Consider the following 14584-nt stretch of genomic DNA (forward strand, 5'->3'; position numbering starts at 1 on the left):
GCTGACCGGATAAGTCAGCTCTTTTTCTTCAGCTGATTCAAAATAGCGGCAAGAGGTTCATCCTGCGGATTGCGGTAAAATTCATAAAACGGGCATCCGTGTTTCTTGACCCGGTCAACGACGGTATCGATTGTATACATCGCCGGTGTCAAAGATGGCTGCACCTCGTGCCAATACAGCGGCGCCGCTACGGTGCCAAGCTCGTTTCCCCTGGTGGAATAGGGGCAGATAATCGTTTTTCCTTCAGCATGCTGCAAATAATCGAGATACAATTTTCCATGCCTGTTTTTGATCAGGCGTTCGGTTGTAAATAGGTCTGGAAATGCATTGGTACAATATTCGGCAATCAGCTGTGTAAATTGGCGTGTGTCCTCGTACGTAAATGCTTCTGGTGACAAGGGAATGTAAAGCTGAATCCCCTTGTTGCCGGAAAGCTTCGGATACGATGTGATGCCGAAGGATTCAAAGAGCAGTTTGAGTTCATTTGCTGCCTGAACAGCCATCAGAAAGTCATCTCGGGACGGGGGATCTAAATCAATGACAATCTCTGCCGGCCTTCTGCTTGTAATCGTTTGAAAAGGAACATGAAACTCTAAAGCGAGCTGATTGGCAAGCCACAATAAGGTGGACAGGTCCTTACAGACAATATGTTCATGGCTACCGTCAAAAAAGGATTGGACAAAGTCCGGTGTATAATCCGGCTTATTTTTTTGGAAAAAGGATTCGCCCCTTGATCCGTGCGGATAGCGAATAACCGTGACAGCACGGTCTTTGAGAAACGGGAACAGGTAGTCGCTGATTTCAATCATATACTGGATGAAATCTTCTTTTGTTTTTTTATGCTTTTCAAATATGATTTTATCCAGACTTGTAAACTGCAGTTTTGGATGAACCGGCTTTGAGCGGCGCACAAGCTGTGCAAAGGTGCAGTCGGTCCAGTCCATTTGAAATTGAAATTTGACAAACGAAACCTCTCGAAGCGTGCCTTGTAAAATCGTTAAGTACTGGACAGTAGCGCAGATCGATGGTTCGAGCGTATATTCACCTGATGCTGTTTTATGTCCGTGCTGTTCCATAATCGCGCGTATTGCATTTTTTTCTTCCTCGCTCATCCCATGTGATACAGAGGCGACAGGCGTCATTACACCGTTTTTTAACACAGAAACCGTCAGAAATCCATTGTGAGGATTAAATCCTGTGATACAAACATCGGCATGTTTAAAGTTTTTATATTTCAGCCAATCAGATGACCGTTTTTTTTCGAGCCATTTGCTGTTGATTTTTTTTGCTACAATTCCCTCTCCGTCATACTTTATTACCTTCTCCCAAATCGGATCGAAGTGCTGGTAGGGGGGGATATACTGAATGGTTTCCTTTGCATAAGGATTTGGCTCAGCCGGGAGCTTTGCAGCAGACATCAGCTCATGCAGCGATGTTTTTCGGTCAATATAGGAATAAGTCGATACATCTTGTCCGCTTCGTTCCAAAAGGTCAAATGCGAGAAAACAGCAAGGCCGAGAGTTTGCGGATTCCTGTATCTTCTCCGGCCTTTTCAAACGTCCCCGCACTTGAATATGTTCAAAATCTGAACGGAATGGATTCGCCAAAAACACGATTTCTCCGTCAAGTGTTAACGGAAGTTCCTTTTCTATATGCTGAAAAGCAGTTTCGGCAAAGTTAGCAATTTCAGGGAAGGTGCTGTTAAGCTCTAAGCCATTTCTGCTCGTTAATGTCACGCCTGACGTATTAATGCGGAGAATACAGCGAAACCCGTCATATTTTACTTCGTAACGCCATTCCGCTCCTTTTGGAGGTGACGCAGTAAGGACGGGCTGCATGGTAAACGCCATTGGTTATGATGTGCCGGAGACTTTTTTTCTAGTGGTTTTCTGCTTTTTTTCTCCGGCTCCTTTCGGTTCTCCGCCTTCGGCAGGTGCTGCTGCTGGTTTTTCCCGGTTCGGCCTTTTGGTTCGATCGATGCTGGCTTGAAGTGCGCTGACCAGGTCGATCACATCCTCACGAGGAGGCGCTTTGTCAGGAGTGACGGCTGTTTCTTTATTTTCCAGCTTATCATTGACTCTTTGCAGCAAGGCTTTTCGATACGTGTCCTCATATTGTTCCGGCTGAAATTCAGTTGTCAGCTCATCTATCAGTGTAATGGCGGTTTGCAATTCTTTATCATTTACATTTGATTGATCAGGCACTCCGGGTACGTGGGCAGCACTACGGACCTCATCGGGATAATGGATGGATTCCATTACGATGCAATTTTCATATACGCGGAGAATGGCAAGCTGCTGTTTCGACCTGATCGTCATATTGGCGATCCCGATCTTTCCGGTGGATCGAAGCGCCTCGCGAAGAAGAGTATAGGCTTTCGTGCCGTTATCTCCGGGTCCGACAAAGTAGGAGCGGTTAAAATATATCGGGTCAATTTCCTGCAGCTGAACAAAATCGACAATTTCAACTGCTTTCTCTTCATGCTCCTGCTTTAGGCTTTTTAAATCTTCATCAGTCAGCACGACATATTTTCCTTTTACGTATTCATATCCCTTCACAATTTCGTCAGGGCTGAGCGTTTTTTCGCAGTTGGTGCACATTTTTTCATATTTAATTGGCGCATGATCTTCTTTATGAAGGCTTCGCAGTTTGATGTCTTTGTCTTCTGTGGCGGCATAAAGCTTGATGGGGATATTCACCAAACCGAAGCTGATGGATCCCTTCCACATTGTATGCATATCGATGAACCCCTTTTTTTCATTATTGTGGAGATGAGAGGGGGGATTCATGTGTAGTAACTTATGGGTATAAAAAAACAGCCGGCGCTGTTAACGCGGCGGCTGGTTCAATATCAAGTGTTCAAGCTGTTCGGGCGGTATCGGCCTGCTGAAAAAGAAGCCCTGTAAATGGTCACAGCCTTTTTCGTCAAGCAGCTGTTTTTGGCCGGAGTTTTCCACGCCTTCGGCAATGACTTGTAAAGACAGCTGATGGCCCATGGCAATAATGGCACCTGTAATTTGTTCTGATTTTGGGTGTGTCTGAATATCATCGATGAATGATTTATCGATTTTCAGCCTGTGGATCGGAAAGTCCTTTAAATAACTTAGAGAACTATGCCCCGTGCCAAAATCGTCAATGCTGATCCTGATGCCTAATTTGGTTAAAGAAGATAGAACCTTTTTGGAGTGGTCAAGATTATCCATAGTCATGCTTTCTGTTACTTCAACTTCAAGAAGGCGAGGGGGAAGCATGTATTTAGAAAGTGTATTCTTGATGAGCGGAATCAGTTCCTTCGATTGAAACTGTCTGGCGGAAATATTAATGGCGACAGAAAGATCAAATCCTTTGTCGTGCCACACTTTTGCCTGCCTGCACGCCTCATCAATAATCCACTTTCCAATATCAATAATAAGGCCGGTTTCTTCGGCAACACCGATGAATTCTCCAGGCGGACGCAGATTGCCGTCGGGAGTGACAAGGCGAATGAGCGCTTCAGCACCTGTCATTTTTTGATCTCTTGTACTGAATTGCGGCTGATAGTGCAAGACAAATCTCTTGTTATCAATCGCTTCCCTCAGCTCCATTTCTTGATTAAGCTTGACGGTTTCTTTATTGCCGATTGAGAAAGAGTAGTATCTGTATTTGCTTTTGTTTCGCTCTTTGGCCGCATACATTGCCATATCTGCTTTTTTCATCAATTCAGGGCCGTCTGTTCCGTCTTTAGGAGAAATCGCAATTCCGATGCTGACGGATGTAATAAGGGTGTGTTCCTGAATTTTAAATGGCTTTTTGAATTGCTGAATGATTTTTTTAGCCAAAACATCGGCTTCTCCCGTTCCGGTATTGGCGTCAGTCATAATAATAATGAATTCGTCACCCCCAAGCCGTGCGATAAATCCATTATCCGGTATAACGGATGAAAGCCGTTTAGCCGCGAGCTGGAGCAGCTGATCGCCGACATTATGGCCTAATGCGTCATTTATCACCTTAAACCGGTTCAAATCTAAGAAAAATACCACGGTGTTATAATCCAAGGCATGCTCGCGATTCAAGACCTTTGTTAAATGGGAGATCGCATGCCTTCTGTTGGGTAAATCTGTAAGTGAGTCGTAATGAGCCATTCTATGGATTTTTTTTTCGGCCCTGTACTGTTTTGTCACATCTTTACAGATGACATATATGCTGTCCAGTTCTTGGTTCACCTCAACAGGAATAAACGTAATATTCAAATGAAACTGGCCTTTGTCCGTCATAAGATTGGTATCGCTGTTAATGGCTTGTTTTTCGCTTTTGACCTGCTTAAAAAGCGCATTGATTTTTGGCGACATATAATGATTCCAATTTTGATGGTTTAGGCCGAAGTTATTCATCATATCCTCACCAGCATGATTAGAAGAAATAATATCTCCTTTTAATGACAGGATAAAGATCGCATCAATATTATGAATGATTAAAGATTGAAACCGCTGTTCGTTATCCTTCATGCGTTCATTTTGTTTCATGAATTTTCGATCAGCATGAGAACTGAATAATAATAACGTTTGAATACAGAAGACGATTAAGGCAATCAGAATAGACCAATCGAATGTATGGACTTCCATATGATGGTCGGGAGGTGCAACATCCTCATAAAATGTAGCGGCCATCATTCCTGTATAATGCATTCCCGATATGCCAATTCCCATTATTAAGGCACTGATTATTTTATAAATCAGCAAATGGTCTGCAGGTTTTTTCATGGACAAGTCAAAGAAAATCTTTAGTGAGACGAAAGAAGCTCCAATGGCAATGACAATGGATAATGTAAAAAGCAGCGGTTCATACATCATCATTACCCGGGAAATGGAAGACATTCCGATATAATGCATAGATGAAATCGATGCACCCAGCACCACCGATCCTGTAAGCAGTCTGTAAAAGGTTAGGATATAACGGCTGACGATATATAAAGAAACAAATGATCCAGAAACAGCAGCTGCAATCGAGGCAACTAAAGGCGCCAGTTCATAATGCATCGGCATCTCCGTATGAACAGCCATCATGCCGATAAAATGCATGGACCAAATCCCAAAGCCCATAATGATAGAGCCTGCAATCAGCCATACCTTGCTTTTTAATCCTGTATGAATGGTGACTTTTCTTGAAAGTTCAAGGGAGGTGAACGATGCTGCGCAAGCAATAAGAATAGATAAACATATGAGTGTTGTATTATATGTTGCGTGTAATTCCATATGGAGATTCCCCCGTGTGTTCCAGTCTTGTTGACTCTCCTTAATATCGGCTGTCAGCTAAAGAATTTCAGTCTATATGCCTGGAGAAATTGTCAGAAAAACGCTTGAAATGAAGATTCTCTGTTTTTAGTTCTGCTGACCGTCAAAAATATGTTAAAATCATTTTGATGTTTTGAGTGAAAAACAAAAATGTGTATACATAGATCAGGGAAAAGGGAAGTGAAGATGATCGAAGAATTGGTTATGTCCTGGATAGAAGCATTTAAAAGCTTATCTTATTTCGGAATTTTTCTGGCGCTCTGTATTGAATTTATTCCCGCCGAAATTGTCCTTCCGCTTGCTGGGTATTGGGTATCGAAAGGTGACATGACGCTTGCCGGCGCTGTTCTGGCAGGATCATTAGGAGGAGTCGCCGGTCCGCTCACCCTGTATTGGATCGGGCGTTATGGAGGCAGGCCGTTTCTTGAACGTTTCGGAAAGTACTTCTTTATAAAGCCTGAGGCTCTTGACAAATCGGATGAATTTTTTAAAAAACATGGCGGTTTTGTCGCTTTCAGCGGCCGCTTCCTGCCGGGGATCCGCACCCTGATTTCTATACCATGCGGCATCGCAAAAATGAATGTCTGGGTGTTTTCTCTTTACACGTTTATCGCCATGCTGCCGATCACATTTGTTTATGTATATCTCGGTGTGAAGCTCGGAGAAAATTGGAAAGACGTTGGCTCTATTCTAGACCAATATATGCTTCCGATCGGGATCGCCATTTTGATCTTGTTTGTTCTCTATTTAGTGATAAAAAAGAGGAAAAAACGAATGCAGTCTGAACATTTTTCAGTTTTTTTAAAAAATAAGCGTTGACAAATAAACTCGCTCCGCATATCATTGACATATAATATGATATTTCTTGAAATCCCAAAGGGGAGTAGCGTCCGGAATGTTCCGGAAACAAAGTCGTCATTTCATGGATAGTGATATCCATCGGCTTTGTTGGCATGCCTGAATTCATGTCTAGCAAGACCTTTGCCTTATGTCGGCAAAGGTCTTTTTTGCATGTCCGGCCGGCATAAGATCGGATGAAGAGAAAGAAAACAACTTTTTTGGGAGGGTATCATTTATGGATGCAGCATTATTATTGGAGTATGGTTGGGTTCTTCTCGTCTTGATCGGGCTGGAAGGTATTTTAGCCGCCGATAACGCTCTAGTGATGGCGGTTATGGTAAAACATTTGCCGGAGGAGCAAAGAAAGAAGGCATTGTTTTATGGGCTGGCAGGCGCCTTTGTTCTGCGATTTGGCTCTTTATTCGCTATTTCTTTTTTGGTGAACGTATGGCAGGTTCAAGCCATTGGCGCGATCTACTTGCTGTATATTGCAGCAAGCCACTTGCTCAAAAGATATGTATTTAAGAAAGAAGACAATCATAAGGTGACGAAGCAAAGCGGATTTTGGCCGACTGTATTAAAGGTTGAACTGGCAGATATCGCTTTTGCTGTTGACTCCATCTTAGCGGCAGTCGCTCTGGCCGTTACGCTGCCGGGAACTTCACTTCCAAAGATCGGCGGACTTGATGGAGGACAATTCTTCGTTATTTTGGCCGGAGGCATTATCGGACTGGTGATTATGCGGTTTGCGGCATCGATGTTTGTTAAGCTTTTAAAGGAACGTCCAAGCCTAGAAACAGCAGCATTTGTTATTGTCGGATGGGTCGGGGTAAAGCTTGCTTTATATACACTCGCACATGATGACATCGCCATAGTGTCCTCGCACTTTATCCACTCAGGGACATGGAAGGTGATTTTCTGGGGTGTCTTAGCGGCGATCGCAGTTTGCGGCTGGTTTATGTCAGGCTCAAAAAAACAGGCGGAAGACGCACAAAACGAACAAAATAACAGAAGCCAAGAAAGGGCTTAATCATAAAGACTCTGCTGAAAAGCAGAGTCTTTTCATGTTTGAAGCGTTTTCACAGACGAAATAAAATAACATTTTTATAACAGCTTTGTTACAAAAACCTCTTTTAAAACCCCCAAAATTCTCTTTAAAGGCACGAAATCCTGTATAGTACGTGAGAATGATTGTCATAATTGAGACATTGGAAATCAATATTTCTTTTTCTCCTTTGCGATTCCCTATCAAATTAGCTATCATTAATGAGTAGTTATAGGGAGGAACTGAGGTGAAACCAGTGCTTAGCCTTTTGTTTAAATTGGGAAAAAAGAAGCAAACGCTTGAAAAATCTGTTGAAAGCATACAAAAAGGCAATAAAGATCTGCAAAACGAGTTGATACAGCAATATAAGCCATTTATCGCAAAGACGGTTTCATCCGTTTGTAAACGATATATAGATGAAAAAGACGATGAGTTCAGCATCGGACTGATTGCATTTAACGAAGCTATTGAAAAGTACTCACCTGAAAAAGGAAATTCGCTGCTCGCATTCGCAGAGCTTATTATAAAAAGAAAAGTCATTGATTACATTAGAAAAGAAGCAAGAACCGCTCAAAATATTAATATGGATTTACAGGAGGGTGACGATCAGGAATCCTCACAAAGCCTGATTGAAGCCGAGCTTTCTATTGATGAATACCGCCGCCAGATAGAACAGGAACAGAGGCGGGAGGAAATTCTGTATTTTCAAAAGCAGCTCAAAGACTACGGACTTTCATTTCAAGAGCTGCTTGAACATTCTCCAAAGCATGCGGACGCAAGGCAAAACGCCATAAAGGTGGCGCTCACTCTTGTCGAGCATGAAGAATTAGCTGCGATTCTTTATACGAAGAAACAGCTTCCTGTTAAACAGCTCGAACAGCTCGTTTCAGTAAGCAGAAAAACGATTGAGAGAAACAGAAAATATATCATTGCAATGTGCATTATCATTACCGGTGATTATATTTATTTAAAAGATTATCTTAAAGGGGTGCTGCACTCATGAGAAGAGGGATCATAGTAGAGAAAAATAAAAAATTCGTCACGTTGCTGACCCCTGACGGACAATTTTTAAAAGCAAAAAATGATCGCCAAACATATGAAATCGGAGAAGAAATCATGCTTCCGAGTGAGACACGCATGGGCAGAAGGGCCAGCTTTTTTGATGTTTTAAGACTGCGCCCTTTCAAAATGGGGATTTTTTCGATGACTGCTATTATGCTTTTTATTTTTATTATCCTCCCCGTTTTCTCTAATGACAAGGCCTATGCGTATATGACAATAGATATCAATCCAAGCTTCGAAATGGCGTTAAACAGCGATTACGAAGTGATCGAACTGACGCCCTTAAATGATGACGGCAAGAAGGTTATCAGTGACATCGATGATTGGGAGGAGACTGATTTTAAAAAGGTGATAGACGATATTATTACGGATTGCAGCGAGCATGGATATGTAAAGGAATCGAAAGAAATATTGATTTCCACTGTTTATGAAAATACGGATGACGATACATATAAATCAGGAGTAAAAAAACAGCTGAATGATGTAACGGAAAAATATAAAACAACATACCGCATGGAATCTCTCGAAACAGATATGAAAACGAGAGAAAAAGCAAAAAAGGAAGGCGTATCAACAGGCAGCTACATAAAATCGAATGAAAAGAATAACATGAAAGATCCAAATGAAGATTCTCAAAAATCCGGGGAAGAGGATCAAAAAAATACCGGCAGCGAGGAAGAAAACACGAATCAGACAGACGATCAGGACAGCAAACAAGGAGAAAATGAACAGCTGGATGATACGGATTCACAGAAAGAAGATACAACTGACACGCAGAATGATGATAGTGAACAGAATAAAGATGTAAAGGAATCAGATGAAAACACGAAAGTTGAAAAAGATGGGGATACTGAGCAAACCCCTACACAAGTTCCTCAAGATAACGGAAATGAAGAAGAAGACAATGGTGAACAGAATAGCAAGAATAGCAAAAATCGCAAAAATTGGAATAACGGTGAAAAAGGAAAGGATCATTCCTCATCTAATCGGGATAATGCTTCTTACCACCGTAACCCAAATGGCTACAGCAGCAATAATGAATCAGCTCAAACAGAAGATTCGCCGAGTGCCCCCGGCGAATAGAGTCCTGAGTTTATTTATTTGTGCCATTTAGCTGTGATTGTGCCTGCTGAACCAGACGCTTTGTCATTTCCCCGCCTACAGAGCCGTTAGCGCGTGAAACTGTATCAGAACCAAGGTTCACACCGAATTCTTGAGCCACTTCAAGTTTAAATTGGTCTAGTGCCTGCTCCACCCCTGGAACAACGAGTTTATTTCTGCTCGCCATCTTTTTTCATCTCCTTTTTCTATTAAGAAATTCTTAACGCGTATTTAGTTTGAAATGTACGGGGGTTATTTATGCTGGCAATTGTTGTGGGGGAATAAGAAACCCCCGGCAATTTGCCGGGGGTACCTCCTGATTACAGTATGTCAGCGGTCATTTTGTTCGCGGTCGCCTGAATATGGAACGTCAAAATGGAGAGAACTGTAATGGCAATAATCTGCCTGATTTTGACCCATTGGGCGTCACTCAGCTCTTCAAAATGGTGACGAAGAAGGTCTGTTTCCTGTTCGACAATCTGCTGGAGGTTTGATTCCTTCATGGAAGGAGTATCTTGGTGATAAATGGCATGCAGCACATGCGCGCAGCTTTCATAGTACGCTAACGGGCTGATGACATCATCAGATCTGTCTGAGATGGTGTTAAAAGCAACTTTTAAGATAGCTCGTATGTGTTCAAAGTCATAAATGGATTTTAAGTCACGTACAATTAAAAGAATCACTGCCTGTTCAACTGAATACTTTTTACCCAGCTCAGGATGGCCAATGAGGTCTTTGATATCGCGTTTCACCCAATTTTGAATCGCGGTTGACTTTAACGAAGTCAGCTCGCATAAATTGCCAAGCTCAACGATTTCGTTGGTTGACAGGCCGTATTCTTTTTTCTGTTTTTTTCGTTCATATCTTGTAAGAAATTCTGGAATTTGAAGATGGCTTGCCGCTTCTTCCGCTGACATATTCGCCGATTTAACGAGGATGTCGAGCGGGCTAATGTCTCCCAGGCCTTTAAGGGAATAGAGCAGCCGTACCATCTCAATTCGAGTGAGTTTAAAAATATTCATTGTTCACCTCTTCAAGACAATTTGACGCGGATATAATCTCTATGTATAAATGCACTATTAAAGCGTCAGCAATACATTAACATCATACGTCTAAATCCTTGCATTTTCAAACAGATGTTTTATAATTTAAATATACAGGTTCATTTGATCTTAAAAATAACGGAGGTTATTATGGCGAAAAGAATTTTTCTGTTTATTTTAACGAATATTTTGGTGCTTACAACGATCGGAATTGTTTTATCTGTCATAAGCTCTGTCACTGGAGTTGGGACGTACTTTACAGCTGATGGCGGTATAGATCCTATTGCGCTTCTTGTATTCAGTTTAGTCGTCGGTTTTGTCGGTTCCTTTACGTCTCTTGCGATGTCCAGATGGATGGCAAAGACAATGATGGGCGTCAGAGTGCTGAATCCGGAGAAACATACACTTAGCCATGAAGAGCAGCAATTGGTTGACCGTGTTTATAGATTAAGCCGCTCTGCCGGCTTAACGAAGATGCCGGAGGTCGGAATTTACCGCTCATCCGAAGTGAATGCGTTTGCGACTGGCCCTTCAAAACGCCGCTCTCTTGTCGCTGTGTCGTCAGGCCTGCTTGATCAAATGGATGATGCTGCGGTTGAAGGCGTGCTTGCCCATGAGGTCGCTCATATTGCAAATGGTGATATGGTGACAATGACACTTTTACAAGGTATTGTGAATACCTTTGTCGTCTTTTTATCACGGATCGCTGCATGGATCGCGAGCCGCTTTGTTAAGGAAGATCTTGCTCCGATTGTTCATTTTATCGCAATAATTGTGTTTCAGATTGTCTTTTCAATTCTCGGAAGCCTCGTTGTTTTTGCGTATTCACGCCACCGTGAATTCCATGCTGACCGGGGAGGAGCGGATCTTGCCGGCAAGGATAAGATGATTCATGCTCTTCGAACGCTTAAGAGCTATTCTTCCCGCATCATGGAAGAAGATCAGACAGCTGTCCAAACACTAAAGATTAATGGCAAGAAGCGGTCATCGCTTTTCTCTACTCACCCTGATTTAGATGAAAGAATCAGACGATTAGAAGCTAAATAAAATAAAAACATCCTTCCTCTGAGAACCCTCAGAGGTTTTTTTTCTGTTTCACTTTGACTAAAATAATAAAAAAATATGCAAGTTAAGAAAATGTTTCGCAAAAGCCTTTAAAAATGGATCTAATATCTTTAGAATAATTACCGTACTTTAAAAGAGAGGCAGAAGGATTTCACATGAGATTAAAGCTTGGAAAATTGATACAGGCATTATCTCCGGCCCAGCTGATTGCATTATATTACTTTCTCGCAGTAACTGTGGCCCTGATATTGCTGAGCCTGCCGGCTGCCCATAAGCAGGGAGCGGATTGGACTTTTATTGACGCGCTTTTTACGGCTGTCAGTTCAGTCAGCGTCACGGGGCTGACGGTTGTGGATACAGCTGATACATTCAGCACTACAGGCATTTTTATTTTGGCATTCGTTCTGCAATTTGGCGGAATCGGGATTATGACGCTCGGAACGTTTATTTGGCTGATCATGGGAAAAAGAATCGGCCTTAAAGAACGGAAATTGATTATGGTAGACCAAAATCAATCCCAGTTTTCGGGTATTGTCAATTTAATGAAGCAGGTTCTTTTTCTTATATTGTGGATTGAATTTTTTGGAGGAATCATACTTGGCACTTATTTTTTAACCTACTATGATTCCTTTCAGGAAGCTTATTTACACGGGTTTTTTGCAAGTGTCAGCGCTACCACAAATGGCGGGTTTGATATAACAGGAAATTCCATGGTTCCATTCCGCCATGATTATTTTGTGCAGTTTATTACGATGCTTTTGATCATATTCGGAGCGATCGGCTTTCCGGTGCTTGTCGAAGTAAAGGACTTCTTGTTTTCAAAGCATCGGAGATATCCGTTTACGCTTTTTACAAAAATCACGACCATTATGTTTGGCTCACTCGTAGTGTTCGGCGCCATCGGCATCTATGCGCTGGAAGCAAGCCACTCGTTTGCAGGAAAGGCATGGCATGATATTTTGTTTCTATCCTTGTTTCAATCAACAGCTACCCGAAGCGGCGGGCTTGCAACAATTGATATCAGCCAGCTGTCGGATCCCACGTTGTTTTTTATGTGCGCGCTGATGTTTATCGGTGCGTCGCCAAGCTCAGTCGGGGGAGGCATAAGGACAACAACTTTTGCCTTGAATCTGCTTGCGCTGTTTCATTTTGCACGCGGCAATAAAGCGGTAAAAGTATTCAAACGGGAGCTGCACCCAGCAGATCTGATGAAGTCTCTTGTGGTCACAATGATGGCGATTTTGCTCGTTTTTGGAGCGACACTGATCCTTACAGTGACAGAAAAGCATTCTCTGCTGGAGCTTTTGTTTGAGGTATGTTCGGCCTTTGGAACGACTGGTCTGTCTCTTGGCATTACCGCTGATTTGAGCAACGTAGGAAAATGTGTCATTATGATCGTAATGTTTATCGGGCGGATCGGAATATTGACTTTCCTTTATCTGATCGGAAGAAAAGAAATTGAAGCAAATTACCATTATCCGAAGGAAAGAGTGATTATCGGATAATTAAACACCGCATCTGCGGTGTTTTTTTATTGCCAAAAAAAAGATGTGTGACCCGGGACCAGTTGGAGAACCTAACATAAACAGCTGCAGTTAATCAGCTGGCCTGCATTTTCAAGCGAAATAAAAATTAGAAAATACTGGCGAGGAGGATTTCTATGAAACGTAAGGCTGAGGTCGATGAAGCCATAAAAAATAACAATACACCGACTGAGAGTATGGACAGAAATGCATATAAGACTCAATATCACGACGACCCGAATTTCCGAGGGGCCAATCGCAATTCCAAACAAGGTCAGCAAGGAGGCGCGTGATCATGAAAAAGAACCAGCACAGCAAAGACATGCAGAATCATAAAAAGCCGATGAATAAGAAGGTGCTTGAGGAAGAATTCTCAAGTGAGCTTGGGGATTACAACGCCGGGAAAATCATTGAAACCCTTGAAGTAACAAAGCCGAAAAAGAAAAAAGAGAAAAAACAAAAATAAAAAACACCTCTTAGGCGGCATGCCGCTTAAGAGGTGTTATGCTATTTTAAATAGGCATTTTTGCTGCTTCCTCTGACTAGCTGCAGCAAGCCTGTCATTCTCAGTTCAATGAACGGCTGAGCAACCGTTTTGACGAAATTGCTTGAGAGAATGGAGGTAAGGGCTGCAGTTAAGAGCAGCAGGATGACTAAGTTTTGATAGTCAGTGAGTCCATCCTCAAGCCCGACCTGCCTGAGTGTTTTAATGATAAATCCATGGAGCAGGTATACGTAAAATGTCCTTGTTCCCCACTTAGTAAAGAAATAGCGTTTTTGCGGAACAAGCGCTAAAAAGCTAAAGGTTGCCGCAAAGGCAAGTACATACCAGCCGATTCGGGAGAGGCCGCTTGCCAAGGTGACATCGCCAAATGATGAGTACGGCTTAGAGCCGAACAGCCATGAATAGTCAAAATCGATGCCCCAGCAGATGACAAATACGGCGGCGAGCACACCGAGCGCAATCTGTTTGCCTCGTTTTGATCTCAGTAAATCAAAGTGATGTTTATTCGAGTAAAATCCGACAAGGAACATCGGCAAGAATACAAATGTCCGGGACAGGCTCAGTGTGCTGCTGACAAAGTCGAGATAGCCGATCAGCACGGCGATGCCGCAGCTGACAAACAGCGCCCAATGCTTAGAAAGCTTTGAAAAAGGATAGAGCAGGATATTCCAGAAAAATAAGCTTACCAGAAACCATAACGACCATTGCGGATCAATCGGATTCACATTTGTCATGCTTTCGTCTTGAATAATGTAATAAAAGACGGAATAGATGCTTTGGAAAATCAAATATGGAATAATCAGCTTGACCGCCAGCTTTTTCACATATCCGGCGCGTTTAAAACCTTTGGCGAAATAACCGGATACAAGAATAAAGGCAGGCATGTGGAACGTGTAAATGAACTTGTAGAGGTAGAGCATAAAATTGTTATCATGAATAAAAGATCGAAGAATATGACCGAAAACAACAAGGAATATCAATAAGAATTTTGCATTGTCAAAATAACTGTCTCGCGATTTACTCATAGCATCACCTTCTCTTTAAATCAGTCACTAAAAGATTATTCCCTGTTGGTATTTATTTTAAAATAAAAGATCAAAAAGGATTTGAAAAAACGTCTGATTGTTAGG

General features: G+C 42.2%; 13 protein-coding genes and 1 pseudogene. 8 read left to right on the forward strand and 6 right to left on the reverse strand.

The annotated features are described in order from the left end of the window. Positions 1–14: 14 nt before the first annotated feature. From NSS75_RS07550 to NSS75_RS07560, 3 genes are read right to left on the reverse strand one after another with little or no spacing between them, the layout of a single operon-like run. Positions 15–1850, reverse strand: a complete 1836-nt coding sequence (locus NSS75_RS07550; RefSeq protein ID WP_024121143.1) for a DNA ligase D — start codon at positions 1848–1850, stop codon at positions 15–17. Between the two features lie 3 nt (positions 1851–1853). Then, complete coding sequence (locus tag NSS75_RS07555) at positions 1854–2789, reverse strand: Ku protein (protein ID WP_081638290.1); 936 nt, start codon at positions 2787–2789, stop codon at positions 1854–1856. Between the two features lie 39 nt (positions 2790–2828). Beyond that, positions 2829–5231: an EAL domain-containing protein gene (locus NSS75_RS07560; RefSeq protein ID WP_339236816.1), complete on the reverse strand. Its 2403-nt coding sequence runs from the start codon at positions 5229–5231 to the stop codon at positions 2829–2831. Positions 5232–5420: 189 nt separating this feature from the next. Between NSS75_RS07560 and NSS75_RS07565 the strand changes: the two genes are divergently transcribed. From NSS75_RS07565 to NSS75_RS07580, 4 genes and pseudogenes are all read left to right on the forward strand, one after another. Continuing rightward, positions 5421–6089 carry a DedA family protein gene (locus tag NSS75_RS07565; protein WP_095713448.1) on the forward strand — a complete coding sequence of 223 codons (669 nt, stop codon included), beginning with the start codon at positions 5421–5423 and terminating at the stop codon, positions 6087–6089. Between the two features lie 134 nt (positions 6090–6223). Further along, a pseudogene (locus tag NSS75_RS07570) lies at positions 6224–7140 on the forward strand (TerC family protein). A gap of 262 nt (positions 7141–7402) precedes the next feature. Beyond that, positions 7403–8158, forward strand: a complete 756-nt coding sequence (gene sigI / locus NSS75_RS07575; protein ID WP_044156149.1) for an RNA polymerase sigma factor SigI — start codon at positions 7403–7405, stop codon at positions 8156–8158. Further along, entirely contained in the window at positions 8155–9300 is a 1146-nt protein-coding gene (locus NSS75_RS07580; protein WP_216394629.1) for an anti-sigma factor domain-containing protein, read from the forward strand. The genes sigI and NSS75_RS07580 overlap by 4 nt, the downstream gene beginning before the upstream one ends. Positions 9301–9310: 10 nt before the next feature. Here the strand turns inward: NSS75_RS07580 and sspD are convergent, their stop codons facing one another. Together sspD and NSS75_RS07590 are read right to left on the reverse strand one after the other, a co-directional pair. Beyond that, on the reverse strand, positions 9311–9505 hold the full coding sequence (gene sspD, locus NSS75_RS07585; protein ID WP_010333988.1) for an acid-soluble spore protein SspD: 195 nt from the start codon (positions 9503–9505) through the stop codon (positions 9311–9313). Positions 9506–9638: 133 nt separating this feature from the next. Then, positions 9639–10340, reverse strand: coding sequence for a DUF1836 domain-containing protein (locus NSS75_RS07590; RefSeq protein ID WP_024121150.1), 702 nt, complete (start codon positions 10338–10340; stop codon positions 9639–9641). 171 nt (positions 10341–10511) lie between these two features. Here NSS75_RS07590 and htpX point away from each other — a divergent pair, with 171 nt between their 5' ends. The 4 genes from htpX (at position 10512) to NSS75_RS07610 (ending at position 13415) form a co-directional block, all read left to right on the forward strand. Then, entirely contained in the window at positions 10512–11408 is an 897-nt protein-coding gene (htpX, locus tag NSS75_RS07595; RefSeq protein ID WP_339236821.1) for a protease HtpX, read from the forward strand. 173 nt (positions 11409–11581) lie between these two features. Next, positions 11582–12931, forward strand: a complete 1350-nt coding sequence (ktrD, locus tag NSS75_RS07600) for a Ktr system potassium transporter KtrD (RefSeq protein WP_024121152.1) — start codon at positions 11582–11584, stop codon at positions 12929–12931. 155 nt (positions 12932–13086) lie between these two features. Beyond that, positions 13087–13242 (forward strand): hypothetical protein, encoded by a 156-nt coding sequence (locus NSS75_RS07605; RefSeq protein WP_024121153.1) that lies wholly within the window; start codon positions 13087–13089, stop codon positions 13240–13242. Between the two features lie 2 nt (positions 13243–13244). Further along, on the forward strand, positions 13245–13415 hold the full coding sequence (locus NSS75_RS07610; protein ID WP_024121154.1) for a hypothetical protein: 171 nt from the start codon (positions 13245–13247) through the stop codon (positions 13413–13415). Positions 13416–13456: 41 nt separating this feature from the next. On the opposite strand, the gene NSS75_RS07615 is transcribed toward NSS75_RS07610, so the two are convergent. Continuing rightward, entirely contained in the window at positions 13457–14479 is a 1023-nt protein-coding gene (locus NSS75_RS07615; RefSeq protein ID WP_059292898.1) for an acyltransferase family protein, read from the reverse strand. Positions 14480–14584: the final 105 nt, after the last annotated feature.

The organism is Bacillus sp. FSL K6-1012 (assembly GCF_037964915.1).
In the GTDB taxonomy this organism is placed as follows: Bacteria; Bacillota; Bacilli; order Bacillales; family Bacillaceae; genus Bacillus; species Bacillus halotolerans.